25 protein-coding genes and 2 pseudogenes are annotated in these 26,897 nt (G+C 38.6%); 18 read left to right on the top strand and 9 right to left on the bottom strand.

Translation table 11 applies throughout. The features are described 5' to 3' along the window. Positions 1 to 210 precede the first annotated feature (210 nt). From ACQV1I_RS02695 to ACQV1I_RS02725, 7 genes are all read left to right on the top strand, one after another. Positions 211 to 990 carry an ABC transporter permease gene (locus tag ACQV1I_RS02695; RefSeq protein ID WP_116335108.1) on the top strand — a complete coding sequence of 260 codons (780 nt, stop codon included), beginning with the start codon at positions 211 to 213 and terminating at the stop codon, positions 988 to 990. Between the two features lie 11 nt (positions 991 to 1,001). Next, positions 1,002 to 1,790 carry an ABC transporter permease gene (locus tag ACQV1I_RS02700; RefSeq protein ID WP_116335107.1) on the top strand — a complete coding sequence of 263 codons (789 nt, stop codon included), beginning with the start codon at positions 1,002 to 1,004 and terminating at the stop codon, positions 1,788 to 1,790. A 25-nt stretch (positions 1,791 to 1,815) separates the two neighbouring features. Next, positions 1,816 to 2,799, top strand: coding sequence for an ABC transporter ATP-binding protein (locus ACQV1I_RS02705; protein WP_116335106.1), 984 nt, complete (start codon positions 1,816 to 1,818; stop codon positions 2,797 to 2,799). Between the two features lie 316 nt (positions 2,800 to 3,115). Beyond that, positions 3,116 to 3,460 (top strand): hypothetical protein, encoded by a 345-nt coding sequence (locus tag ACQV1I_RS02710; RefSeq protein WP_094701428.1) that lies wholly within the window; start codon positions 3,116 to 3,118, stop codon positions 3,458 to 3,460. A gap of 220 nt (positions 3,461 to 3,680) precedes the next feature. Then, the gene (locus ACQV1I_RS02715; protein ID WP_094701429.1) at positions 3,681 to 4,430 is read left to right on the top strand and encodes a sirohydrochlorin chelatase; all 750 of its coding nucleotides are present in this window, start codon (positions 3,681 to 3,683) and stop codon (positions 4,428 to 4,430) included. Between the two features lie 250 nt (positions 4,431 to 4,680). After that, on the top strand, positions 4,681 to 5,415 hold the full coding sequence (locus tag ACQV1I_RS02720; RefSeq protein WP_018673657.1) for an ABC transporter ATP-binding protein: 735 nt from the start codon (positions 4,681 to 4,683) through the stop codon (positions 5,413 to 5,415). Further along, positions 5,408 to 6,592 (top strand): ABC transporter permease, encoded by a 1,185-nt coding sequence (locus tag ACQV1I_RS02725; protein ID WP_094701430.1) that lies wholly within the window; start codon positions 5,408 to 5,410, stop codon positions 6,590 to 6,592. The genes ACQV1I_RS02720 and ACQV1I_RS02725 overlap by 8 nt, the downstream gene beginning before the upstream one ends. A gap of 141 nt (positions 6,593 to 6,733) precedes the next feature. Here the strand turns inward: ACQV1I_RS02725 and ACQV1I_RS02730 are convergent, their stop codons facing one another. Then, a complete protein-coding gene (locus ACQV1I_RS02730) occupies positions 6,734 to 7,699 on the bottom strand; it encodes an ROK family glucokinase (protein ID WP_116335105.1) in 966 nt (321 codons plus the stop codon). 183 nt (positions 7,700 to 7,882) lie between these two features. Between ACQV1I_RS02730 and ACQV1I_RS02735 the strand changes: the two genes are divergently transcribed. Together ACQV1I_RS02735 and rlmD are read left to right on the top strand one after the other, a co-directional pair. Continuing rightward, complete coding sequence (locus ACQV1I_RS02735) at positions 7,883 to 8,773, top strand: diacylglycerol kinase (protein WP_094701432.1); 891 nt, start codon at positions 7,883 to 7,885, stop codon at positions 8,771 to 8,773. Between the two features lie 35 nt (positions 8,774 to 8,808). Then, positions 8,809 to 10,449 (top strand): 23S rRNA (uracil(1939)-C(5))-methyltransferase RlmD, encoded by a 1,641-nt coding sequence (gene rlmD / locus ACQV1I_RS02740; protein WP_116335104.1) that lies wholly within the window; start codon positions 8,809 to 8,811, stop codon positions 10,447 to 10,449. A 230-nt stretch (positions 10,450 to 10,679) separates the two neighbouring features. Here rlmD and ACQV1I_RS02745 read toward each other — a convergent pair whose 3' ends face one another. From ACQV1I_RS02745 to ACQV1I_RS02755, 3 genes are all read right to left on the bottom strand, one after another. Further along, entirely contained in the window at positions 10,680 to 12,209 is a 1,530-nt protein-coding gene (locus ACQV1I_RS02745) for a thiol-activated cytolysin family protein (protein ID WP_116335103.1), read from the bottom strand. A 453-nt stretch (positions 12,210 to 12,662) separates the two neighbouring features. Further along, a complete protein-coding gene (locus ACQV1I_RS02750) occupies positions 12,663 to 13,037 on the bottom strand; it encodes a tyrosine-type recombinase/integrase (protein WP_268878084.1) in 375 nt (124 codons plus the stop codon). Further along, positions 13,034 to 13,264, bottom strand: a complete 231-nt coding sequence (locus ACQV1I_RS02755) for a tyrosine-type recombinase/integrase (RefSeq protein WP_255193726.1) — start codon at positions 13,262 to 13,264, stop codon at positions 13,034 to 13,036. Before ACQV1I_RS02755 ends, ACQV1I_RS02750 begins: the two co-directional genes overlap by 4 nt. 309 nt (positions 13,265 to 13,573) lie before the next feature. Here ACQV1I_RS02755 and ACQV1I_RS02760 point away from each other — a divergent pair, with 309 nt between their 5' ends. Further along, complete coding sequence (locus ACQV1I_RS02760) at positions 13,574 to 13,918, top strand: hypothetical protein (RefSeq protein WP_116335102.1); 345 nt, start codon at positions 13,574 to 13,576, stop codon at positions 13,916 to 13,918. A gap of 384 nt (positions 13,919 to 14,302) precedes the next feature. Here ACQV1I_RS02760 and ACQV1I_RS02765 read toward each other — a convergent pair whose 3' ends face one another. After that, positions 14,303 to 15,097 (bottom strand): hypothetical protein, encoded by a 795-nt coding sequence (locus tag ACQV1I_RS02765; RefSeq protein WP_018674120.1) that lies wholly within the window; start codon positions 15,095 to 15,097, stop codon positions 14,303 to 14,305. Positions 15,098 to 15,329: 232 nt separating this feature from the next. Between ACQV1I_RS02765 and ACQV1I_RS02770 the strand changes: the two genes are divergently transcribed. Then, complete coding sequence (locus ACQV1I_RS02770; RefSeq protein WP_094701441.1) at positions 15,330 to 15,644, top strand: YolD-like family protein; 315 nt, start codon at positions 15,330 to 15,332, stop codon at positions 15,642 to 15,644. Between the two features lie 264 nt (positions 15,645 to 15,908). On the opposite strand, the pseudogene ACQV1I_RS02775 reads toward ACQV1I_RS02770, so the two are convergent. Then, positions 15,909 to 16,067 (bottom strand): annotated as a pseudogene (locus ACQV1I_RS02775) (site-specific integrase); the annotation flags it as partial. Positions 16,068 to 16,117: 50 nt separating this feature from the next. Here ACQV1I_RS02775 and ACQV1I_RS02780 point away from each other — a divergent pair. The 5 genes and pseudogenes from ACQV1I_RS02780 to ACQV1I_RS02800 all read left to right on the top strand — a co-directional run. Beyond that, positions 16,118 to 16,308, top strand: a pseudogene (locus ACQV1I_RS02780) (glycosyl hydrolase family 18 protein); the annotation flags it as partial. Positions 16,309 to 16,460: 152 nt separating this feature from the next. Beyond that, positions 16,461 to 17,672, top strand: a complete 1,212-nt coding sequence (locus ACQV1I_RS02785) for a macrolide family glycosyltransferase (protein ID WP_116335100.1) — start codon at positions 16,461 to 16,463, stop codon at positions 17,670 to 17,672. A 562-nt stretch (positions 17,673 to 18,234) separates the two neighbouring features. Then, complete coding sequence (locus ACQV1I_RS02790) at positions 18,235 to 19,254, top strand: restriction endonuclease (RefSeq protein ID WP_116335099.1); 1,020 nt, start codon at positions 18,235 to 18,237, stop codon at positions 19,252 to 19,254. Positions 19,255 to 19,784: 530 nt separating this feature from the next. After that, positions 19,785 to 21,191, top strand: a complete 1,407-nt coding sequence (locus ACQV1I_RS02795) for an MBOAT family O-acyltransferase (protein WP_116335098.1) — start codon at positions 19,785 to 19,787, stop codon at positions 21,189 to 21,191. A gap of 21 nt (positions 21,192 to 21,212) precedes the next feature. Continuing rightward, a complete protein-coding gene (locus ACQV1I_RS02800; RefSeq protein ID WP_116335097.1) occupies positions 21,213 to 22,499 on the top strand; it encodes a DHHW family protein in 1,287 nt (428 codons plus the stop codon). A gap of 186 nt (positions 22,500 to 22,685) precedes the next feature. Here the strand turns inward: ACQV1I_RS02800 and ACQV1I_RS02805 are convergent, their stop codons facing one another. Next, a complete protein-coding gene (locus tag ACQV1I_RS02805) occupies positions 22,686 to 22,829 on the bottom strand; it encodes a hypothetical protein (protein ID WP_162932811.1) in 144 nt (47 codons plus the stop codon). A gap of 319 nt (positions 22,830 to 23,148) precedes the next feature. After that, complete coding sequence (locus tag ACQV1I_RS02810) at positions 23,149 to 23,892, bottom strand: suppressor of fused domain protein (RefSeq protein ID WP_116335096.1); 744 nt, start codon at positions 23,890 to 23,892, stop codon at positions 23,149 to 23,151. A gap of 439 nt (positions 23,893 to 24,331) precedes the next feature. On the opposite strand from ACQV1I_RS02810, the gene ACQV1I_RS02815 reads away from it, so the two are divergent. Together ACQV1I_RS02815 and ACQV1I_RS02820 are read left to right on the top strand one after the other, a co-directional pair. After that, on the top strand, positions 24,332 to 24,865 hold the full coding sequence (locus ACQV1I_RS02815) for an RNA polymerase sigma factor (protein ID WP_116335095.1): 534 nt from the start codon (positions 24,332 to 24,334) through the stop codon (positions 24,863 to 24,865). After that, the gene (locus ACQV1I_RS02820; protein WP_116335094.1) at positions 24,849 to 25,952 is read left to right on the top strand and encodes a hypothetical protein; all 1,104 of its coding nucleotides are present in this window, start codon (positions 24,849 to 24,851) and stop codon (positions 25,950 to 25,952) included. Before ACQV1I_RS02815 ends, ACQV1I_RS02820 begins: the two co-directional genes overlap by 17 nt. Before the next feature lie 60 nt (positions 25,953 to 26,012). Here the strand turns inward: ACQV1I_RS02820 and ACQV1I_RS02825 are convergent, their stop codons facing one another. Then, positions 26,013 to 26,369 (bottom strand): MmcQ/YjbR family DNA-binding protein, encoded by a 357-nt coding sequence (locus ACQV1I_RS02825; RefSeq protein ID WP_116335093.1) that lies wholly within the window; start codon positions 26,367 to 26,369, stop codon positions 26,013 to 26,015. Positions 26,370 to 26,897: the final 528 nt, after the last annotated feature.

Raw genomic sequence — 26,897 nt, forward strand, 5'->3', positions numbered from 1 at the left:
CAAACAAAGCCTACTTCGTTATTAGACGAGGTAGGCTTTTCTACTTTCTAACGGGATAAGGAGAGGGATTTCCATTTGCAAAAAGGATGCATGAAAGTGTCTACTAAAACCTTCTTACCTTCTTCTTTACAAAAAAAATAGATTTTGCTAATATGAAACCCTTGACTAATTTTTCTGAATAACAACGCAGGTAGGTAAAGGAGGGAGGCTATGGTTTATTATGTACTGGTTATTAAAACCTACAAAGCAAACGTTCAGTATCGCATGGCTCATTTTATTAACACGATAGGAAGCTGTATTTTTGGCTTTGTCATGATGGCGATTTGGACAGGCGTCATGAATGGCAAAGAAGCGCTCAGTCCTCTTGCTTTACATGATGTTCTCTTTTATTTAGTTCTCACCCAATGTATGCTATGGATCACTACTTTTCTAACTCCAGGACTTTCTATACCTGAATGGGTTCGTACGGGACAAATCTCCCTACATATCATGAAACCCATTCATTTTTATTTTTATACAGTGAGTCAGGAAATAGGCCGGATTGTTTATAATTTTTTTCACCGTTTTCTTCCGATTTATCTGATTCTTTCTTGTGTTGTTGGCTTTTACGTACCTACGAATTTCATAACCATAGTATGGTTTGGCCTATCGGCATGTTGTGCGGTTGGTATTGGTCTTAATTTATATTTCATGGTAGGCATTTTAGCTTTTTGGAGTACCGAAGTAAAATGGGCTCACTATTTTAATCAGTCCTTAATGCTATTACTAGGTGGTCAAATGCTACCCTTGGAGTTTTTTCCCCGTTCTTTGGAAATGATCCTATCTTACTTGCCCTATGCAGGTATTCTTTATTATCCAAGCATGATCCTACTAGAAAAGCAGGGCCCACAGGTGATCTTTATCCAAGTGGTATGGGTTATCTTGTTAACCTTATGTAATATGATCTTGGCTAGGCTGGCACAAAAACACTTGGAAGTCCAAGGTGGTTAGGAGGGAGAGCGATGCTAAGAATTTATGGACGATTATTACGAGCAAGTATCCGCTCGCGTATGCAATATAAATGGAATTTCATTATCTCTAATTTGATGATAGGACTCTTACTCTTAGTCGATTTTCTTGGAATAACAGTGTTATTATGGAAGTTTACTGACATCCAAGGATGGACCCTCTATGAACTAGGTTTAATTTTTGGTTGTGCCACCATTTCAGAGGCGATGTTTCGAATGTTTGCTTCCGAAATACATGAGTTTGAAAGATACATTTTACAGGGAGAATTCGATAGTTTATTAATTCGCCCCATCTCTCCATTAATGTTGTTATTAAGCCGTAATATTGATATTGGAAGACTAGGCCAATTGGGACAAGGTATGCTTGTCTGTGGCTACTCTCTGATTCAGCTAGTGAGGCAGGGGCAGGATGTCACAAGTATCCTGATGTGGTTGCCTATTATCATAATGGGAGGGGCATTTATCTGCTTTTCTTTATCGCTGATCGTGGCAACATTCAGCTTTTGGATGGGAAGAATCAGTGATTTACAGGTATTTTTATTCTATGCTCCAATGAATGCGTCTAAATATCCTGTTAGCTTATATACCGGATGGTTAAAGACACTGTTCTTTACACTGATGCCGATTGCTTTTGTGAACTACACAGCTCTTTCCTACTTACTAGATAAGGGAGGGAACTGGATACAAGTATTGATTAGTCCACTTGTTGCCCTTGTTTTCCTTGGAGCGGCAATTTCCTTTTGGAATTTTGGTATCAGACATTACCACAGTACGGGCAATTAATAAAAGGTGGAAAGGGGGAATTACGATGATCATAGCACGAGGAATTCATAAACATTTTGAGCTAGCAAAACCAAAAAAGGGGCGGTTTTCCTCTATTCGCAGTCTCTTTTCACGGGAGAAACGAATTGTGCATGCCGTTCATGATATTTCGTTTGAGATTGGCAAGGGAGAAGCGGTCGGCTACATTGGACCAAACGGAGCGGGAAAATCCACAACCATTAAAATGCTTTGTGGCATTCTGCATCCTTCTTCCGGTGAAATCAGGGTTAGCGGGCTACATCCAGAGCGTCAGCGCAAAAAACTAGCTCATCAGATTGGTGTAGTTTTTGGGCAACGTACTCAACTGTGGTGGGATCTGCCTGTTCGTGATTCTTTTGAAATTATCAAGGAAATGTACAGGGTTGAGGAGGCCCAGTATCGCTCTCGTTTATTGCAATATGATGATCTCTTACATATAGAAGAGTTTATTGATACACCTGTACGTAAACTATCACTAGGGCAACGTATGAGAGCTGATCTGGTAGCTGCTTTGTTACATAATCCGGATGTATTATTTTTAGACGAACCAACAATTGGGCTGGATGTGGTAGCGAAAACCAATATTCGGAGCTTTTTACAACAGATCAATAAACAAGAACAGAAAACGATCTTACTCACCACACATGACATGGATGATATAGAATCTATCTGTTCCAGAGTGATGATTATCAACCATGGTACGATTATCTCAGATGGAAGTATGGATCAGCTACGTGAGCAGATTGGATTACCAAGTATGTTACAGATTGAGTATAAGGACATTCCTCATCCACTGCCATTGCCAGCAGGTGTTACCTATGAAGTGATTGATAAACAAGTAACGTTTCTTTATGACAAACGCTTGATTACTGCTATAGACTTACTTACTAGTGTTGGTAGATGGGAAGAAATTAGTGATATATCCATGCAAGAAGCAGAGGTGGAGGAGCTAATTCGGAAGGTATATGAGAGACCATTGACTGTGACTTGAGAAATGTCGGATTTATTTCCCAAGAAATGACATGCTTTGCTAAGGAGTTACTTGTTTGTCGGTTTACAGCTTTATCATGTGCACATGACGACAAGAACCTCCCTTTACTTCTTAGCAAGGTCAGATATAAACTTAAATAGTTGAATTTTTTGCAATAAATTTCCTGCTAAAAAATTGCTCAAACTAGACATTTGGACATGTAAAGGCCCTTGTAATGGGTTAAAAAGGAATGAACTAGTTTGTGGAAATAATCACTCTATTCTATAATATAGAAGATGGGTCTACGAGTGTGCGAATAAAAAAAGGGGAAGAGATAATGAAAATTCTGTCTGTTATAGGGGAAAGCGTGCCCGCTGGAAAAGGGGGATCACCTGCGGACACCTTTGAGCGATCAGTTGTCATTTATCAAGTAGGAAAAGAAACGAAAACGCTTACTGTTACCTATGTCCGCTATTTCGAGAAGCTTCTAGCCCAACAAGGAGTGTACGATCAGGAGAAGGAGGGGGTACCTGTAAATCAAATAGCAGCTACTCTCTTTTTAGAACAAAATCCTCAGGCAAAAGAATCTCGCCACTATTTTAACGATGCGGAATCGTTCACTACGTTATTTACAACATTTTCTATAGAAAAGTGGAAGGAAAAATATTCCCCTTTGGTATGAGATGTCAAATTGTCGTCGATACAGAGTAGAAATCGTACATATTCTGGGCTAAAATATCACATTTTTGTGACAACGCGTTTTTACAGCACTTGAATTATTGCAGTTCCCCTCGAAGTTTTGCATAATAGAATTTGTATCACTTGATAACTATTCTTATTTAGCGGTTAATCGTATTCAATCGCGAACAAGAAATGACATAGATAGAGGGGCGAAGCACGGAATGAAACAAGTCGGAGTACTCATTATAGGTCATGGTTCCAGCAGTGCAGCATGGGTGGAGCTTGTGGATCAGGCAGTTGCTAGTTTAGACATCCGGGTACCTTACACCACCTGTTTTCTGGAAATGGTGGAAGGACGCCTTGTTGAGGATGGTCTACGAGAACTTGAGGCTCGCGGTGTAGAAAAAGTCATTGCGATTCCCCTCTTTGTTGCAGAAGGCAGTACACATATTGATGAGATCGGCTATTTGTTAGGTGCTACCGATAATAAATTGGATGATGAGTGGGAACGATTACACACAACAATGGAAATGATCTATTGCCCACCAATGAACGATCACCCGTTTATTCTGGATATTTTAGAAGAGCGGATTCGCGAGCTTTCCTCGGACCCACAAGAAGAGATCCTTTTCCTAGTTGGACATGGAGCAGACGAAGGAGAAAATCATCGGAAGTGGGAAGAAGTATTACAGAGTATGACACAGACTTTGAAGGAACGCTTGAAATTCTCTGAGGCTACCTATGGAACTCTGCATCCGGACAATCTTCGCTCTCGGGCAGAAGAAGCAATCAATCTAGGCAGAACAATTGTTATCCCGCTATTCTTGAGCGAAGGATATTTCACTAAGAAGGTCATCCCCTCCAATTTGGATGGCTTAAACTATGCCTATAGTGGTAAAACATACCTGCCACATCCTTTTGTAGCGAAATGGTTGCAAGAAGTTGTAGATGAACAGGTGCATAATGCGTAGAAGATAGAATAATCTACAAGAAGGCTCAACAACGGAGGCCTTCTTTTTTTCTTGTGTAAGGCAGTAGGAGAAACTTGATGTAAAATAGGAGAAGTGCAACAATGATTCATGCAAGGATTGGTTGTACTTATTTATGAAAAAATGATGTTGTAGTCACAATGCAAAGGAATGCTTACATAAAATGAAGAAGTCGGGGAAAACGAGTAGAATGAAGTAGAACCGCGTTTGTTTTCAGAAAGAGAGGGTATCTATGATTGAAGTACAGAGTGTGACAAAAGCATTTAAAGATGTCGTTGCTGTCGATCAGCTTTCACTACTATGTCGACCAGGAGAGGTACTGGGGCTTCTAGGGGAAAATGGAGCGGGTAAGACTACCACGATGCGTATGATGGCAACAATTTTGACCCCTACCAACGGCGATATTATCATGGATGGTTACTCGGTTAAAACACATCCGATGGAAGTCCGTAAACGCATTGGATTGTTGTTCGGCGGAGATGTGGAGCTATACGCTAGGTTGACAGCAAGAGAGAATATTCAATACATAGGGAAGCTACATGGGTTGGATCAGAAGCTCTTAGATCAGCGAATTGAACAGGTGAGTAAGCAATTGGACATGAGTGAATTCTTGGATCGTCGTGTGGGTCCTTTTTCCCGAGGAATGCGACAGAAGGTAGCGATTGCCAGGTCGTTAGTGCATGATCCAAAGGTAATTTTGTTTGACGAGCCTACTACAGGTTTAGATATTACAGCAGCTAGTGTATTTCGACGCTTAATTAAAGAATTACAACAGCAGAATAAAACGATACTATTTTCCACACATAACATGGGGGAAGTAGAGAAGCTATGCTCTAGAGTAACAATCATGCATAAAGGGAAGATGATTGTAGAAGGGACGATCCCGGCTTTGCGTAAACGCTATGATCTACAGGATATGGACGACATCTTTATGCGAGCGGTCGGAGGTGAGAAAGAAAATGAATAGACAGCATATCTGGATTGTTTTTCAAAAGGAAATGACGGACCTCATACGGGACCGCAAAACGTGGATCGGAGCTTTAGTCATACCATTGGTAGTTGTACCATTATTTGTATTTCTCATGTCATTTTCTATGAATGGAGTAGCCAAAGAAGCACAATCCTTCGTGCCGCTGATTGTTAATGCAGATAGTCAGCACCCCTTTGTACAAATCTTACAAAAAAATGATAGTGTAAAAATGATTCAGGTAGAAGATCCTTTAGCAGCAATTAAGAATGGTAATGCGAGAGCTTTCATAAAATTGCCGGAGCAATTGCAGAGTAAGCTCCAAGCTGGTGAGGCTGTTGATATCACCGTCTGGTATGATCCTTCTAATCAAAAGTCTACTTACGCTAAAACGTTAATTGAAAAATCCATAAAGGAATATGAAAGAGATGTTGTCTCTAAGCGTTTGCAGCATGTGGGCTTGTCGATTGAAGCGATTGAACCAATGCATACTAATTTTGAAAGTGTAGCAAGCGATGAAAAGGTGTCTGGTAGTATTTTATCTGGAGTTCTGATTATCCTCATGATTGCTTCTTTAATCTCTGGGGGCTTACCAGCTGCCACAGACTTAATTGCGGGAGAGAAGGAGCGAGGTACTTTAGAGACACTGATAAGTGCCCCGATAACCGCTAATAGCGTGTTAACAGCGAAGTTATTTACGGTCATGATCATGAGTGGCGTCAGTTCGCTAGCTTCGGTGATTAGTGTTTCGTTAATTTTTTCGTTTATCCCAATGAATCACGCTGCTGGAGGACTCTCCTTGCAATTTTTCACCACTAGCTCGATCATCGTGTTGTTTGTGGTGCTCATATTACTTTCGGCTATGTTTGCTGGCATCATGTTAAGTATTAGTTCTTTCGCTAAATCCTTTAAGGAAGCGCAGACATACATGACCCCACTTGTCTTGGTAGGATTAGTACCTGCTTACCTGATGATGCCTCTTAATCCGATTGACATTCCATATGCGTACTATTTGTTGCCGATCTTTAATGGGGTGGCGATTTTTAAAGAGATTTTCTATGGGGAGCTCCAACCTATGCATGCTCTTCTAGTAGTGTTTACCTCGCTTTGCTATGTAATCATAGCCATTAAGGTGGCAGCGAAGTTCTTTAAACGGGAGAATTTGTTAGTGAAATAAAAATAGCTTGGCTCTTAGCGGAGCCAAGCTTGTATTATAGTTACAACCAATCAGCAGGACTTCGCTCAAATCACAGAATCAGGATAACAAGTCCAGCGCTTGTCTATATCTATCAGCTATTGATAGAAAAAGCTACTCAATTTACACGGACTGCCCCTGCTTTACTAGCCATCCAGCCCCAATCACACCCGCGTCATTACCAAGTGTAGCAGGAAGGATTTCGCATGAATCTGCGGCAATTTTCCATGTGTAGGAATCAAAAGACTTACGGATCAGCGTGAATAGAACATCACCTGCTGCGGATACACCGCCACCGATCACAATTTTGGCAGGGTTCAGTAGGTTAGCTATGTGAGATAGACCAAATCCGGTGTAAAACGCAGCCTGGTCAATGACCTCTTGAGCTGCTATATCTCCTTCTGCCGCTGCATCAAAGGCATCCTTGGCAGTTAAGGAGCCTTTCTCTGCTAGCTGCTTAGCTAAATATGTACTGCGTCCTTCCTTCGCCGCTTTTTCTATCCCTAAAATAATCGCTGTCGCTGAACCATATCGCTCCATGCAACCCTTTTTACCGCAATTGCATAGTGGACCATCTGGATTAACAGTTACGTGACCGATTTCGCCACCGACTCCTTTTACACCATGGACGATCTTGCCGTCGATAATAATTCCTCCGCCAATACCTGTACCGAGTGTAATAGCAACCAGGTTATCTGTTCCTTGTCCAGCGCCACACCACATTTCACCGAGAGCGGCTGCGTTGGCATCATTTTCTACATATGTGGGTAGACCAGTCAAAGCTTCTGTTTTAGCCTTCAACGCAGTATCCTTTAGACCCAGATTCACCGCTTCATATACAAAGCCCGTGTCCGTATCTACCGGCCCAGGGACACCGATGCCAATCCCATAGGCGTCTTCTTTGGTGAAGCCCTGCTCGGCCATCAACTGGTCAATCGTACTTGTCATCTGCTGAATAATCGCATCTTCTCCCTCAGGAACAGGAGTAGGTATTTGTGTTTTTGTAATAATTTTCCCGTTAGGATTTAGTAAAGCTATCTTAATCGTGGTTCCCCCGATATCTACTCCTACAATCATACGCTTCGTCAAACTTCATACACCCCTCGTACAAGTCATCTTTTCACTAATAGTACCATGAGCAGAGGGGATAAAATAGGCAAAATCATGTGACAAGCCGCATAATGATTCCCAAAAATGGTCATACAGGATATGATGGGTATGGTATCATGATAAAATTCGAAAATATATATGTAACGGAAGAAGGGGACGCGAGTGAAGAGAGCACGTCTAATCTACAATCCGACCTCGGGGCGTGAAGCTGTTCGCCGTCAGTTGCCAGAGATTTTAGAGACGCTGGAAAAGGCCGGATATGAAACTTCTTGTCATGCTACCAAAGGGGAAGGGGACGCTACCAGAGAGGCTGCCCGAGCCGTATCCAGACAATTTGACCTTGTCATCGCAGCCGGTGGGGACGGCACTATTTATGAAGTAATCAATGGCATGGCGGAAAAGAAAAATAGACCCAAGCTTGGCATTATCCCTGCTGGTACAACCAACGATTTTGCCCGGGCCTTAGGTATACCAAAATCGTTAAAAAAAGCAAGTCAAATCATCGCAGCTGGTCGCACCCAAAAGATGGACGTTGGCAAAATGAACGACCGTTATTTCATTAATATAGCTGGCGGTGGAACACTAACCGAACTCACCTATGAAGTGCCAAGTAAATTAAAAACCGTGGTAGGACAGCTTGCCTACTATTTAAAAGGAATAGAAAAGCTTCCGTTTATCACTCCGACACATATTCGTATCGAGACACGTAATCAGGTCATGATCGATGAGGAAGTTATGCTTTTTCTCATTTCGAATAGCAATTCTGTAGGTGGCTTTGAAAAAATAGCTCCTGCAGCTAGTCTCTCAGATGGAAAGCTCGATTGTATCGTTTTAAAAAAGGCAACATTGCCAGAAATCGTACGTATCGTTAGTATGGCCATCAAAGGAGACCACATCAAAGACCCCCATGTTTTATATTTTCAATCGGATTATATCAAAGCAACAACCAAGGACAAACAACAGGTACTTTTAAATCTGGATGGAGAATTGGGTGGAGAACTACCTTGCGAGTGCTACACCCTTGCCAATCATTTTGAGATTTTTGTACCATGACATAGATTTATGTAATATTAAAGGAGCTAGACAGAGTGAGAAAATCAGGAACAGGAAAATCGCAACGCGGCAATAATCAGAGAAAAGAAACGAATCGATCAAAGGAGCAACAGCCTAAAAACTACCCTGTACAGCTGGAGCAGGTAGTGGACATAGAAATTACCGGTCTTAACCATGAAGCGGAAGGGGTCGGTAGATATAACGGCTATACTTTGTTTGTAAAAGGTGCATTGCCTGGCGAAACCGTCAAAGCAAAGGTCATTCATGCCAAAAAGAACTTTGGCTATGCTCAGTTGCTCGAAATAACAACTACCAGCCAGTATAGAGAGGAGCCACCCTGTCCGGTCTACGATCGTTGTGGCGGCTGTTCCTTACAACACCTAATATATAGCGAGCAACTCCGACACAAGCAACAGATCGTCATGGATAACCTGCGCCGAATTGGTGGATTCCCTATCGAGGGTGAGGAGCAGAAGGGCTTGGCTGGAAAACGGGAAGCAGATGCTTTGGCACATGGACAGAGCACGACAACAAATGCAGTATCCAGTAAAGAGGCAACAGCAGTAGGAACGGCGAATGGTGAAGCATCTCCTTCTGACAAAGCCTTCTCCAATTCATCCCTAGCTACATCGCATAACGTTGAACCAGCAAAGGCTGTGAAGGTGCTTCCGACTCTAGGGATGACAGACCCGTGGCGTTACCGTAACAAGGCACAGGTGCCAATTGGAGAGGAAAACGGCGCGTTAATCGGCGGCTTCTATGCAGAAAAATCACATGATATTATCGATATCAGCGAATGCCTGATCCAGCATCAAGCCAACGATGAAGTGGTCGAAACAGTGAAACGGATCGCAAAACGCCTAGGAATTGAGCCATATAATGAGGTAAACCACACAGGCTTATTACGCCATGTAGTAGCAAAAGTAGGTGCCAAAACGGGAGACCTCATGGTAGTGCTCATCACGACAGAAGCGTTCCTGCCAGAGAGAGAACAGCTCATCCAGCTCATCCGTGCGGAATTACCAGGAGTGAAAAGTATCGTCCAAAACGTTAACGAGCGCAGAACCAACGTGATTTTCGGAGACCAAACCTTCACGCTGTGGGGCGATGACGTTATTTATGACTATATCGGACCAATTAAGTTTGCTATCTCGGCTCGCTCCTTTTATCAGGTGAACCCCGAACAGACAGATGTACTGTACAGCAAAACGCTGGAATATGCAGGGCTAGAAGGAGATGAGACCGTAATTGACGCGTATTGCGGTATCGGAACGATCTCGCTGTTCCTAGCTCAGAAGGCTAAGCGCGTGTATGGCGTAGAAATTGTACCAGAGGCCATTGCTGATGCGAAAAAAAATGCGGAGCTGAATGGTTTGGAGAACGTCAGCTTTGAGGTGGGACCTGCTGAGGTTGTGATTCCGAATTGGCGCAAGCAAGGAATTGTGGCTGACGTGATCGTCGTTGACCCGCCGCGTAAAGGCTGTGACGAGGCCTTGCTAACGACCATTTTGCAAATGCAGCCGAAGAAAGTGGTATATGTGTCCTGTAATCCGTCTACGTTGGCGCGGGATTTGAAAGTGTTAGCGGAGAAGTATGAGGTTGTGGAAGTGCAGCCGGTGGATATGTTTCCACATACAGGGCATGTGGAGTCGGTTTGCTTGCTGGAGAGAAAATAAGGATAAAGAAAACGGCTAAAGTCCTTGTGTAGCAAGGATTTTAGCCGTTTTCAATTCTTCAATCTGATAAATGATTAAGCGTAGAAGTGTTGACCATTTACATTACTTTAATCTCATTCATTGCCTTGGTATGCTTTAGGTTTACATCATAATCATGTAATCCTTTTTTATGTCTAGCTAGCCTCTGAAAGTAGGAAAGGTACTGCTTTTCCAATGGATACTTCCCTTTTCTAGTGGCTAATACTAGCTGATGGATGCAATGTAGTTCCTCCAATTGAAACTTTTATTTCATTAGATAATGGAACATTGTATTCATCAATAATTGTTCTCCACCATTCCCATGCTAGACCTGTGCATTCTTTGGCCAAAATTCTTATATTTTTAGAATTAGGTGGAAGTGGTATTACGGTAGAGAAATGAGCTGTTCTGTTTTTGTAGTTTCCATCCCAAGTTTTGTGGGTAAGTACCTCATTTCCATCTTCATCGTATGAAAATTCATCCCAGGATACTTCAAATTGAGCAACATATGCACCATGATGATCAAGAATGATTTTACCTTTAGAATATTCTGTAGAGGTAGTCTCAATATAGTCTGTATTGTTATGAATAGCAGCAATTGAATTATCTTTTAAGAAAACACTGGTATATGAAATAGGGTATGCTGGATTTTTTAGACTAAATTCCGCATTATCTTTTATAATATTTCGTATTTCATCAAAGTCTTTTGTAACAACCTTGTTATGCTCTTTTGAATCTCCCCCTAATACTACAGCAGTAAAGGAGCTATCTTCAAAAATGTCTTTGTACTGTCCGCTAGCTTCTACATTGGTATTCTTGAGTAAGGCTTTAAATGCAGCTTGTACATCTTTACTCTTAGAGGTTGTTTCTAATTTTACATAAATGGTTCTGCCATAAGCTACATTTGACACCATAACAGGAGGAGCTTCATCACTTACCCCTTTACGGGTCAGTTCCTTAAAAGAAACACTATCATCAAAGAGGTCTGATGGATTGTCTGGCAGCTCTGCGTTTACCGTATAAAATATTTGCTTATACGCAGCAATCATCACTTTCTTTTCTCCGCTAGCAATAGCATTAAAGTCAATCCCCAGTGAATTGTTAAGAATTTTAGAGTTAACATTAAGAGCACTTGCTATTTGATTTTTGCTATAAACCATGGATTCTGCATATTGTAGTCTTGCAGGTAAAGTATTTGATGTTGAATACTTTTCACTCCAAGTAGATACTAATTCATCAATTGCTCCAGACACATTACCATATGCTGGGTTTTCAACGATTATTGAATTTTCTCTTTTCATCCCAGGTAAATCTATACTAATATTCAAGGGCTTTCTCTTGGCCGTTAATAAAGTAGGTTGATTTGCTACAAAAGCGTCGTTTGCAAGTTGTATTGCGCCTGGATAGGTACGATTCGCCACAGAATCAATAATAGAAATATCCACTGGTGAAGTTGTAAGTGATTTTTTCTCACGTTTAACCACTATAAATTTACCATTTGATTTAACACCTTCTGTTGGAACATAACTATTTATTTGATCACCATTTGTTGCTAAAATATCGTGAACATCATAGTTTAAGTTAGCTATTCCAGTATCAATGTCATTAGGCTGGTTTGTTTCACTAGCTACACTCGTATTAGATTTTTCAGCAAAGGAAATAAAAGGATAACTAATAATGCATAAACTTGTGCTTAAACAAATGAGTAACTTTGTTGCTTTTAAACGGTTTAGAATTCTCAAGAAACATCAACTCCTTTTGGTAAATCATACCTTCTATTTTTGGAATTTAGTATAGTTCCAGAGACTCAACTAGTTAGTAATATATTATTATAAATTCTATAAAGAAAGTGTCCGAATGAAGATAAAAAGTCAAAAGGACCATAATAATTCATTTTAAAAATAGTGCTTTAGTTGTATCTTCCTGGGCTAATCAGTGAAGGAATTAACTAGCGAGTAAGCGTATCTTAATTGTCGATTTTGATTACTCTAGTCATGTGGAGAGTGGGGCTTTGCTTGCTAAAAAAGGAACAGGTATCTTAAAACATTGATATAACAGTTATTTTTGCTATATAACAGCGATTCGGATTTGAGTGTAACAGATATTGAAATAATGGATTGTTGACGAACTGTTGACCAAATTCATAAAACTATATCACAAAAGAGTAAAAGACACCGGATAATTGATCTGGTGTCTTATTTTGTGGTGCCAGATGCTTTGGGTTGAAATATGGATTCAAATTTATTAGCAGCTTCTTCATCTGCTGATTGGAGGGCGTGCCCGTAGACATTCATCGTGGTAGAAATACTTGGGTGACCAAGCCTTTCAGAAATTATCTTGGCGTGTACTCCTTGATTAATTAGAATCGTTGCAGAAGTAAGACGCAAATCATGGAATCGAATATATCGCAAATGGTGCATTTTTAAGAAAGTTCGAAACCAAAGATATGGTGATTCTGGATAAAATGACTTACCTTCAGCATTAAAGAATACAAAAAAACGATTTTCACCTTTCCAAGAGTCACATAGACGTAATTTTTCTTTTCCACAATGCAAATTATACTCTTTCAATTGATGACAGACTGAATCAGGGAGACTAACCTTTCTTTTTGATTTATTTGTTTTAGGTTCTGAATGATTGCAGATCCATTAACTGAACTAGAAATACTTTGTTTCACTTCAATAGTTCCTGCTTCTAAATTAATATGCTTCCATTCAAGCGCTACTAATTCTCCTCTCCTTAATCCAGTTGTCAAAGCTAATGTAATCATCATACGCCAGTGAATGAATAGGCTCATCCTCCAGAGAAATGAAGAGTTGCCGAATTTCTTCTTCGTAATATCCCATAATTTCCCTGTAAGAGATTTTTGGTCTTTTAATTTCTGCTATAATCTCTATTGAATCACTTGATTCATTATGTAATTCTATGTTGTATGTAGAGGCAATTCCTTTTACTTCCTTTTCTGTTGCATAACTCGGAGTAATTATTGTCGTTAGTAGTAAAGCTACAGCCAAGAATAAGATTTTTAAATCTCTTGATTAAAAATTTCGTTAGTTCACTCCTTTGGTATTTAAATGAAAATAAATATTTTATAGGAGAGATAAAAATGTCTAAAGTTCCTTCGAGTGATATATCCATATGTGATCATTGCTGTAAAAACGTTTTGGATTCAGAAATTGACCATTTACCTAGGGAAATTCTAGCCAATTTTCTTCGTAAAGGTGAATATTACTTTATTTGTGAGTATTGTTTAGGTCATGACGATCTGGAATATTGGAAAGAGTGGATTGAGCAAAAGAGAAATAACGAAGATCCTCAATTTAGTAACTCATCAGAAGAAAGAAAGCAAAGAATTTTGCTGAGAGAACAACGAAATCAAAAAGACTGGAGTTGGTGGGAAGATATCAACGAGGATTTGAAGCGTAGATTTCTTGAAGCAAATCAAAAATGAGAAGGTGTAGACTAGTTGTTCTGGAAAAGAAATCATAGGTAAATTCATTGTTTTTTATGACAAAACCCCTGATCAAGTTGACTTTTCAAGGGTTTAGGAGCACGTATCATATCAAGTTTTGATAACCCTTAAAATAGAGAAATCCCCCTTTTTTGAAAGGGGGAAATAACAAAACCCTTGAGATTTTTTCTAATCAGGCAATTCAGAGTAAAGTTTTTATTGGCTAAGATAAGCTTTTATTGCTTTATAAACCATGTTAAGGGTTATAGCCAACAATATCACTGCTATTCCTCTTGCTTTTTTATTTCCCCACACCTTATATAAAGCATATATACTTGAGGCTAGTATAAGTAAGCAGATAATAATATCTATCATAGTTAATCCTTAGTATGGTGTAATTTTATTTTTTAGTAGGTCATACGCATCTTTAAGAGCTTCTTTACCTGCATTCGAGGCATTGTAGAGTTTGACTGCATTCCAGCCTGCAACCCCTGCTTCTGGAAGTAGCAAAATGACGGTTTCCCAAGTTACCAAAGCCGCACCTATCATTGATGCAATTGTGACTTGTGCATCTATTATATCTGCATGTTTACTATCAACTTTGTCTGCATATCTAATGAATTTGGATACATTACCATTACCATTGCTATATTTTACTAATCCTTTACCGCTAGGCTCTTCTAAAAAATCATTTACCTTTGGAAAAGCCTTAAGATAATAATAGTCGTCATTAATCTCATTATAAGTGATTACCCCCGCACGACCGCCACTCTCACCTTTAAAGGCTTTTGCAAAGGAAACCCTATCTTCACTTGCTGTAACTGGTTGATTTAAAAAGTCTTGAGACAATTGTTCACCGTTAATAAAAAACTTTTTATCATTAGTTATCTTAATCTCGGTAACTTTTCGGTCAGTAGTGTTTTCGTTTTCATCATTATAGTATTTATTTTCTGTTATGGTTATCAATTTTACTAAGGTTTCTTCTGAATCTTTCGTTACTTCCCTATAAACCTTTTCAATTTCTTCTCCGATTTCATTGCCTTCGATATCTAGTATCGGATTTTTTTCATCATAAAGCAGGTTACTTGATTCAGCTCTTACGGACTGAATACTTTGAATGCCGAACATGCTACAAATTAGCGCAAAAACCATCATTAAACTTGTCATTTTTTTTAGCATAATAGTCCTCCTAGTTCATATGAAAAATACTTACAATCAACTGCCTGATTAGCAAAAAAATACCAATTAACAGTTTAACAATAGACTACTTTTCGACTTTTTTCTAGAGTTTTCCATAAAATTGTCATAATACAATATTGCTTATGTATTTTTGTCATTATTTTTTCGTTGCATAATCTCCCCATCGTCCAATAAAACAAGAACACACATTCATATTTAAGGTGATGTTTATATGGCTAGCAAACTACTTGATCCGCTTGTAACAAAATTCATCTTGCCCGAACACGCCGAGATGATACGTCAGCATCACGAGGATAAGAAACTGATTGAGAAACCTATCATCGAAGAGGATGAGTTAGCCGAGTTTTGCTATCGGATATCTGACTCACGTCAGTATGACTATGCTCTTACAATTAGCTGGTGGAAAGAGACAAAAGAGGGCAGAGGCGTGGTAGAATCCGCTTGGGGATGGGTAGATAAGTTTGATTCAACGTTTAAACAGATCAAGTTGAAGAATGATGAGGATTTCTGGTGGATACCTGTTTAGGATGTAGTGAAGGTTGGTGTGTAATTTAATTAAGAAAGTCGTTTCCTCAACTACGCTTACCGCATAAGGGACATTTTGAGATTGTGACACTTCCGATTTGTGAATAAGCTCCATAGAAACGACGAAAACCCTTGGAACACAAGGGCTTTTATCATCTCTATATAATGTTGTGATGACCACACAAACCCTTGATTTTTGACTTTGACCACGGATTGATCACATGGAAATCATGCTATCTTGTTGGCGCTCGAAAGCTTCATTAATTCAATCAAAATGAGCAACAATTTCTTGTTGTATATCGATAATGTAATGAGAGTAGACATTCCGGGTCATAGCTGCATTGGTATGATTGAGGCGGTCAGCAACTACCTTCACATTCTGACCCATCCGCAACATAAGCGTCGTATGTGTATGCTTTTTATCGTGGAACCGTAGGCAGTTTCATTTTTCTTCTAAAGTGGCCTGACAGACGCAAGGCGAAGGCAGCTTACTTGTATGGTGGAGATACGTTTATAACGTATGAGGATAAGCAAGCATTGCAGGCAAAAGTCATTTACGTTAAGGAAAAAACCTTGCTGGTGCCATGGTATGGGAATATTCGCATGATGCAGAGGATGGTGTTATCAAGTATTTGTCTGAGCATTTGAACAAGTGTAGAAATTGATGGATTACCAATATCCCCAGCCACCATTATGCAATGTGTTGGGGTTTAATGTTAGTCTTGATCCTATATTTGCCCTCATCTATAATCAAGTTGTAGCATCTTCTATTTTTAGTAATATCTTCTATTTTGATATTTTTGGGGAGGTGTAGTAAGTGGCACGCGTATTGTATGTAACGATTCCAGCAGAAGGTCACGTTAATCCTACATTAGGATTAGTGAAGCAGCTAGTCGACAATGGAGAAGAAGTCGTCTATATGTGTTCAGAAGAATATCGGGCTAGGCTTGCCCAGACTGGGGCACAATTTTTGGCCTATCAATTGGATGAACAAATATTTAGAGATCTTGGTTTTAATCCAACAGAATTTAGACATCCGCTTCAATTCACCGATTTTATGCTGCGAGGCATTATTGAACCACGTATTCCGGAAATCTTGAGGCAGGTAGAGAACGATTCTTTTGACTACGTAATTTTTGACTCCTTATTTGGTTGGGGAGGGGAAATTTTAGGGAAAAAGTTAGGTATTCCGACGATTTGCTCCGTTACAAACTTTGCTTTCGCTGGGCCTCTAAACAAAATTGTAGAAGAGATTGATGTAGGAGATTTAGATGTAGAAGCACTTTATGAAAGACTAACGAATACAGCGCAAAGCATCGCGAGTGCATGTAACGTAGCTGTTCCTGCTCTTGAAGATATCACTCGCCAATATGGTCAAATTAAGATTGTATTTACAAGCCGTGATTTCCAACCAGATGCTGATAAGCTTGATGATAGCTATATATTTACTGGCCCCTCCATTACACCGCGTCTTGATGCTCCTTCATTTCCGCTTGAACAACTTCGAGCTCAATATGATAAAGTTGTATACATTTCCATGGGCAGTATTTTGAACAAAGATGTTGAATTTTACAAACTTTGCTTTGAAGCCCTTCAAGACATCCCTGCTCAAATTGTGTTATCTTGCGGTCAAGACACGGATATGGACTCGCTAGGTGACAGTATTCCTCATAATTTTATCATTGAGCCGTATGTGCCCCAGTTGGAAGTGCTCCAGCAAGCTGATGCTTTTATTACACATGCCGGCATGAACAGCGCAAGTGAGGCTCTATATTATAATGTACCACTTGTCATGATTCCATTAAGCTCAGATCAACCACTTGTTGCGAAGCAGGTAGAGGAGTTCCGAGCGGGTATTACTTTGGATAAGAGTCAGCTTACCCCTGAGGCTTTGAAGTCCGCTTTGTTGCAAGTGTTGAACGAATCCACTTATAAACAGCATGCTAAGCAGATAGGGGATTCCTTCCGTGACGCTGGCGGGTATAAAGAAGCCGCAAGTCGTATCATGGCTTTGTTTTCTAAAGTATAAAATGTAGCATCACGCCAGTTTTAATAAAAGTAACCTGATTACTTATGGAAAATGGCGTACGAATCTGGCGAATATATAACATCCAAAAGGCTCTCCCTATTGATGTGGGGGGCCTTTTAGCATATAGATAAGGTGTAACATAAGGATTGAAGGGCTGATCGGGTAAGGTTGTTAGTGGACAGAACCCGCAAAACTAGAAATTTAATTTGTAGATAAATTCTTCCCTTGTTTCTTTTATCAGTTCCCCTAATGTTGTGGAAGCTAAAATATCAGACATATAAATCCCCTTCCCGAATTTAATAAAAAATGATATTTCTTAACATTCTAACTTGGATGTATAATTATGTAAATATGAATAAAATTTTGTAATGGTAGGGAAGGGGACTTAAGACGATACTTGATAAGTCGGTCAGCATAGTGGAAATGAAGTTTTTTAGACTTAGGACTGAGCCGGTGGTAAACTAGTCAAAAAATAATAACAAGTCTTTTTGCATGGGGACCCCATTGAATGGTAAGTTTTACTATATAATAGATAAAGATTTAGTAATAGGAGGAACTAACATTGAGTATTTGGTTATTTAGAGCTGGAGCAAATGGAGAATACGAAAGTAAGTTTTTGAATGACAAGAGAATATATCTAACTTGGGATAACTTAGATATAAATTTGAAAAAATTCAACAAAAAAGAGGATCTCTACATGTTTCTTGTAGACAAGTATGATCTAGAAAAAGAAAAAACAGCGATAAATTGGGCTTCTCAAATCTATCCCATAGCCCATAGAATGGAAATAGGCGATTGGGTTGTACTTCCAAGTAAGATTAATAGAACGATACATTTTGGGAAGATTGTAGGAGATTATAATTATGATAAAAGCTTAGGAAGTCCATATTACCATTACAGAGAGGTAGAGTGGTTTGCAGTCGATATTCCAAGAGATAAATTTGAACAAGATATCTTATATTCAATGGGTGCTTTTATGACTGTATGTAGGATACATAAAAATAATGCAGAAGAGAGAATTAAGATAATGTATGAAAACAATTGGAATATAAAGGATAAAACTATACCTCAAAAAATTGATGAATCAGATGATGAGATACGATTTGATTTAGATGAGTACATATTTGATAGAATTTCTGATTATATAATCAAAAAATTTAAAGGTCATAAAATGGAAATTCTGGTTGAAGAAATATTAAAAGCCAAAGGATTCACAACCTATCGAAGTCCAGAAGGTGCAGATAATGGGATAGATATCTTAGCAGCTTCTGATATTTTAGGATTTGGTTCAACAAAAATTTGTGTTCAAGTAAAAACCGCTGATTCTCCTATTGATAGACCTACGATGGATCAATTAATAGGAACAATGAGTAACTTTAATGCCGACTATGGATTGTTGGTCTCCTGGACTGGATTCAAAACCTCTGTGATAAAAGAAATTCCAAAACAGTTTTTTAAGGTAAGACTATGGGATTCAAAAAAAATTATAGAACAACTCTTTGAAAATTACGATAAATTGAGTGAAGATATTAAAACTGAAATACCTTTAAAAAGGGTATGGATGTTAAATATAGAAGAATAAAAACCTTGCAAACTAAATGTATGTGTATTTTGATTAAAAACCGTAACATTACCCCGAAAATGGATTTCTCCATAATGGTCTGACGAAGTGGTAAGGAAAAACAAGTTTTGCTTGGACCGGCATAACCCATTTTTTCAAAGAGAAGCGGACAGAAGCCGTAGCATAAGTAATTTAGTTTTTAGATAAAAGAAATACATAATGACTAATAATAGCTAACGCCCGAATTTGAAGATTCGGGCGTTTATTTCTTAATGCTTATTTTCGGGCTCAGCTTTTTTCTTTAATCCTCTAAGTCCAACTCGCTAACCTTACTCCCTTAAAACGACCACAGGTAAAGCAAGATATGGAACTGGTGATGAACCTTAACAAAAGACATGCTATCGTGGACAAATTTGTCCCAGGTTTGCAAACATCTAGGAATAACCTATTATAGAATGAGCAGAAAGAGAGGGGATACTTATCCGTAGATATTTTACTCTGTTAATTCTGATTACATTACACAAAATAACAACTTAGAGAGGAAGTTTGTTTTGGTCTTTAGCTCAGTCATATTTTTGTTTTTCTTTTTACCGCTTGTTCTTACACTATATTTCTTTGTTCCGTTCAAATTAAAAAATACTATTCTATTACTATTCAGTTTAGTCTTCTATGCCTGGGGCGAACCGAGGTATATGGTTCTAATGATATTATCCATTCTCATTAACTATGGGTATGGGATATGGATCGATAAATCGGGAAATCACGAAAAAAAGAGAGTCTGGATTTTAACGTTTGCAATTGTTGTTAATATCGGACTTCTCGGCTACTTTAAATATGCCAACTTCTTTGTTGATGTAATCAATGCCGCACTTCAAACCAATCTTCATTTGGAACCGGTACCTTTGCCTATAGGAATTTCTTTTTATACGTTCCATGCACTCAGTTATTTGATTGATATATACAGAAAAAAAGAAAGAGCGCAACGAAATCTCTTCAGCTTGGCGCTGTATATTACATTTTTCCCGCAGCTTGTAGCAGGTCCTATTATTCGCTATAATGCCGTCGCTGAACAACTTAGCAAACGCGTATTTTCTTCCATACAATTCTCCGAGGGAATTAAGCGTTTCATTCTAGGATTGTCTAAAAAAGTACTCTTAGCCAACTCCCTTGGGTCCGTAGCAGACACGGTGTTCGCCACTTCTGCAATGGACCTTTCAACTGGAAGCGCTTGGATTGGTATTATCGCTTATACCTTACAAATCTATTTTGATTTCTCAGGCTACAGCGATATGGCTATCGGTTTAGGTAAAATGTTTGGATTCGAGTTCGCAGAGAACTTTAATTATCCGTACATTTCAAAGAGTATTTCTGAGTTCTGGAGGCGCTGGCATATCTCTCTTGGAAGTTGGTTCAGAGATTATGTGTATATCCCGCTTGGCGGAAACAAAGTTGCTCCTTGGAAGATATATCGCAATTTGTTTATAGTGTGGGCACTAACCGGTTTCTGGCACGGAGCCAGTTGGACTTTCATTGCATGGGGTACATATTACGGAATCCTAATCGCTTTAGAAAAAGCTGGTCTTGAAAAAATGCTTTCCAAGATTTCTCCGTTAAACCATGTTGTTGTGTTGCTGCTTGTCATGATTGGATGGGTTTTCTTCCGCGCTGACAATTTTGGATATGCAACAGAATTCATTGCTTCCATGTTCTATACCCGGGGCAACGAAATATTTGATTCTCTGGCACTTTCGTTGTTATCTTCCAATTGGTTCTACTTTGTCATTGCGATGATTGTTGCCACGCCGATATATCCGAAACTTCAAAAATTACAATTGAGTAAGTCGATGACAAAAGTACAAACCGTTTTTGGAATGCTGTTCAACTTCTTCCTTTTTACAGAAGTGATTTTGTATCTTATTAATTCTACGTATAACCCTTTCTTGTATTTTAGATTTTAATTTTTCAAAAGGAGTATCGAAGTGAATAAACATATTTCAATAGTTTATATGGTCACATTTTTAGCTATTATTTATGGTTTCGCAATTGTTACCTTCATTTCTCCAGATAAAGAGATTTCCGCCATCGAAAATCGGACGTTACGTAAATTTCCGGAGATCAGCCTCGCAGCCGTTACAACAGGCAGTTTTTTTGAAAAAATAAATCAGTATTGGAATGACCAAATTGTTTTTCGCAACGAAATGATTAGAATCTACCAAAATCAGCAAAATTCAGAGATCTTTAATTCCATGCTGTTCGAAAACTTGTTTGAGGCTAACAAGCCGCGGAAACCCGAAGACGGAACAAAAATAAAAAATTCACGCATAGTGTCCAAGCTTGTAGTGACGAACAATAAATGGATTTTGCCAATTCCCAACAAAGTCGTTCATAAGAGTGAAATCGACGCTGCGACGGCAAGATTGAACGACGCAGTTACATTCGCCAAAAACCAAAAAACAGAAGCATACTTCATCTTTAATCCGTCAAGGACCAAAGCGTTGATGCATTTATATCCGAAATATTTTCAAACCGACGCTTATGCTAAATCGAAAGAGTATTTCTTGTCTAAACTCGATAAAGATGTAAACGTGATTAACTTGGGAGAAAAGTTCGATACCTTTACAAAGGCACAGTTGGAAGAGCTTTACTTCGAAACCGACCATCATTGGAATATCAAAGGCGCTTTCATAGCTTATCAGGAAATGATTACTCAGCTATCTAAAAAGTCCTCCAAATTCGAAGGCAAGCCAATGTCCTTACATGAGATCAATGTTTCTACATTAACAACGGGTAACTTCAAAGGTAGTTACAATACTCAAATCAATTATGCTGTAAATCCGAAAAATGCAGATAGAACGCCGATTTATGAACCAAAAATGCCGTTTACATTTAAGAATTTTGAGGCTATTAGCACGGACGGCAAAGAAGTTATCACGGACTTTAATGATTTTTTTCGTTTCAAAAATGGTGAAAGCGATTATTCTTATAAGAGCCTATATGGCGGAGACAAACGAAAAATCGCTTATGAAAATCCAAAAGCCAATAATCAATTAAAGGTCCTGCTGATAAAAGATTCTTACATGAATCCAATTACGCCGTATCTGGCACAGCATTTTAACAAACTAACCGTTTTAGACAATCGCTATTATTCGGATTTCAGCTTGAAAAAGATTTTGACTAGCGAGAAATACGATATCCTTATCATCGCTTGCCACGACGACAATCTATTCAGTGACAACTATCAATTTGAAAAAAGGGCAGGGGAGTAGATAACGATCATGCTGTTGAGGATTGGGCATGAGTACAATTTGGGATATGTTTTTCGGTTTAACGGCAATAAAATAGCTCAGGTATAATAAAACTATACCTGAGCTACCTTATTTTATTTGAAAAATTCTGCTCGAGAACGCTATATTTAGTAGCGTTCTCCCTTTTAGAAGTTGAAAATACCCGAATTAATGACCTGGATCAACAAAATAAGATTGAGCCTTTTTGGAAGAGATTAATTCTTTAGCACTCGCGGTTTCAATATTTGTTGTTATACCTAAAGCTATTATCATAGCTAATGAAAATACTAATATACCAGATATTTTTTTCATAATATTCCCTCCTTTTTATAATCTCTATTTACCTCATTATATACTTTATGTGATTTTTTGGGTGTAAAATGTTTGTCAGCAATTACCACAATATATCACCAACTAAATGTATATAGATTGTTCCACACATGAAGAAAGCGTACCTTCACTTACATTAAAATAAATGCAACAAACCCTTGAGCTCCAAGGGTTTGTTGTTTTGGTTTTTTATAAAGTCAGAAAATAACCACAGCTTGACCACTAAACGTTACATTAATAGTTTTCCAACATGTAAATCAAAATTGAAAAAACCCCTACTCTTGACAGCTAACTAACTAAACTACCCACAAGTATTCCTTCTATTCGGCTGTAAAACCAGCACTTCATCTCCTAACTCCGATAATTTTTCCATCAGAGCATCCATGCCATGCTCTAATTTATATTCCATTTCCTCTTTATATAAAGGCAGCAGGAAATAGGCAGTAACCTTATTTCCATCCTTTGTTGGAATGACGCTGATTTCCTCTTTTAACTGGAAGATAACAACTCCGTTTAACCCAGTTGAATCTGCATATGGTTCATAGTCCTGATAATTGGGGATGGTATGTCCATATCCCAACCAGGTATTATACTGATGAGGAAAACGAGCGATCTGCTTCATCAATCTGATAGGCCAATAATTATTTTCATCCTGCATCGATTCCTGTGTTAGTTCCCAAGAAGCTGGCAGAAACATCATAACTTCTGCTCGATCAAATGGATCATCAAGCTGCTCTTGCATCTCATCTGGTATCGTCATTGGTAAATCACTCATACCAGTTGTATATAAGACCCAAAATGGCTCTTCTTCAGTAGGTTTCATTATATTCACATCAATATGTATGGTATCTGATATAATCTCATGAAAAACACTGCTTTCTCTTCCAGGAAATACTGTTTCAAAATGTTCAACGATTTCTTCTACATATTCCATGGGTGCTGGGGGAGAATAGCTTGCTGTTTCTTCATACTTGTAAATAGTAGTGCCGTCCTTTGACTTTTCTCCGTTGTTCTTTCCACCGAATATCTTTTTAAAAAAATTCATCTAAAAACCTCATCTTTTTCATTTATTTGTTTTTCCAGCAGACTTCTCTGTAAATCTTCCTGTGTTTCTTATTGAAGCGAATTCTGTTCTATTCATTCTTCAACCTATATATTTCATTTACATATATTAAATTGAAGATTATGAAAATATTACAATATAGTATTAAAATGGCTTTAAATGACACATTTCGACACCACACTCTTATATTTAAGTAAATGTTTTATAAAATGGCAAGTAAAATTAGAAATATCAATTTTCAAGTTACCGGCTTTTTTGTTCGGGATAGGCGATGAAATAAAAAAATAACTTCTGGAACTTATCGTGCAGCTTTACAACTTATAACACAGCAATAGAAGTGAAGCTTAAAAATTTTTATATGCAAAGTGAAATATAGTCAGAATTTTTTCCGTCTATACAGTGATAAGGAGGTGGAACACAATTGGATGACAATGCTGGCGCACGTATCGAACAATGGTTTCTAGCATACAGCAATGATATTTATCGTTTTCTCGTCTATTATACGGGACGAACAGATATAGACGATCTTGTACAAGAAACCTTTATTCGTGCCCTAAAGGCTATCCAGCATACAGAGATTGTAAACCCAAAAACATGGTTGTTTGCCATTGCTAGAAGTGTAGCCATTGATGAAAAGCGTAAAACAAAACTAATAAACTGGTTGCCAGATATATTCCTGCAGCATCTTGTTTCGCCCGATAAAACACCCGAAGAATCCTTAGAATTAAGCGAGAATAAACGTCTGCTTTATGACATCATTAATCAGTTGAAACGATCTTATAGGGACGTGTTGATATTGCGCGGTATCAAGGGATTATCTAGTAAGGAGACAGCGGAGGTATTGGGATGGAGCGAAGCCAAAGTAAATCTCACTTTGCATAGGGCAATGAAGGCTGTTCAAAAAAATAGGAATGTTCCTGTTTCGGAGGTGATCAACGATGCCGTCACAAGATGAGCAAATTATATTGGAAGATTTAAATCATTTCCCGGATCAGATCCTTTCTAGGGAGCGGAACCAAGTGATAGTAGAAAACATACGAAAGGAGAGAAGAATGATGCAAAAACAAAAAAGACGGAAAACATATTTGGGATGGGCGGCAAAAGGACTTATCACATGTGCAGCGTTAGTTGCTTTTATCTGGATGAAGCCATTCTCTTCTTCAGTAGAAACCTCTTCTTCAATAGACACATCAGGAAATAAGGATGTAATAGAGCAAAAGTATATTACGGCAGCTCAAAAAGAAATAAAAAAAGCGTTTGGGATTAATAAGGATTTTCATTTTGAAAACTTGGATAAAAACACTGATTCCTATATTTTAGAGACAGAGGATCAAGAGGCAATCGTGTGGTTTAAAGCTGGAACTACAGAGGTTACAGGCGTCGTGGCTGAATATAATTTAGATGAGCTACCGAATATCTATCAACAATATGTAGAGACCGCACGAAATCGGATTAAGGAAACGAATCTACATGATAATTTTCGACTGGTCCGTCTTGCTAAAAGCAACTCAGGATCAGGCATGACTCTTTTGTCAGAAGTTAACCAGAGGGTTAGTGTTGATCTGAATACCAATAAAGTGACCGATTTCTCTTTAGATTACAATCTGGATAATGTGGATAAAAAGTATGTGTCCATAGCTCAAAAAGCGTTAATGAAACTTTCAAATAAAAATGATTTCTCATTTAATCATGCAAAAAAGACCTCCTATGAAAAAGAAGATAGGTGGAGGTTCTCCAATAAGGAAGATGAGTATCACGACAAATATTCTGTTGAGATTGGAGCAAAAACAGGTCGAGTGTATCGTGTACATTATGAAACTGATCATTATAATATCAAATCAATAGACGAAGCGATGTCAGTGGGTAAACCGCTCATCAAAAACATAACTGGAATAGATGTTACTGGGTATAAGGTTGATGGCGGTGATCATATGGGAGGCTATTTATTTCAGAGTCAGGGGAAAACAGCCGTCTCCATATTAACTGATAGAGCGATTGATAGATCGGACGGTGGTAATGTTAGGGGTCTCATTGTTTGGTGAATAAGCAAAAGCTACTGACTAGCATACTTTGTCAGTAGCTTTTTGTTCCTTCTGACAGCACTATTTTACTAATTCCTTTTGCATTTTTTTAGGTAGCTTATGAAAAACCAATTCATAAGAATGAGTAATCAGCTTCTCCCACAATTGGGCAGGAATATCGGCATCTAAATAAATAGAATTCCAATGACTTTTATTCAAGTAGTAACCAGGAATAATCCCCTCATATGCTTCTCTTAGCTGTTCGGCTCGATCTGGATCGCATTTTAAGGATAGGATAGGCTTTCCGTTAGAATCTCCACCAAGCATTGCAAACATTTTTGCTCCTACCTGATATCGATCTGCTTCCCATTCCGCTTTGTAATCATGAACCGCTCCCGGGTGCTTCAGACAATAGGCTTCCAGTGTGGCTTTTTCCATGATAAGCTCCTTTCTGCACGCATTTTTTTCATTTTATCACGCTAAGGCTATCTACGACGTATGGGAGTATGAAGTGGTAAAAGAGATTGCAGACTTTTACAAGGATTTTATCATCAGAGAAACAGAGGGAGCGAGACTAGTTGAGATACTGAGTTGAGACAAAACAAGCAGGGGGGACTAAGGAAGGGATAGGATTGGGTTGGTTTATTATGATTTTAATTCATGTTCATTCATGTTCATTTATCAACAGGGAAATAGATTGATCTTTTATGCAGAGCAGTAATGGATGGATTTGTGCCGGGGGAGTATTGGCATAGTGAGACAGACACGACAGGCTGCTATTTTTACAGTACCTTGATGTACTTTCCGATTGCGTATACTTTGTTACTGGTCAGGCGTTTGCAGAGGGTGATAAAATCACCGGTTCTACATACTTGGGAAAAATGTAGAGTTTATATTTTTCCTAAGCTGGCTATCTAGGCTGGTAAGGGGATTATCAATCCAAACACAAGCAAATATAAAACAATG

Origin of the sequence: Brevibacillus sp. JB24b, assembly GCF_051713385.1 — a bacterium.
GTDB lineage: Bacteria > Bacillota > Bacilli > Brevibacillales > Brevibacillaceae > Brevibacillus_B > Brevibacillus_B laterosporus.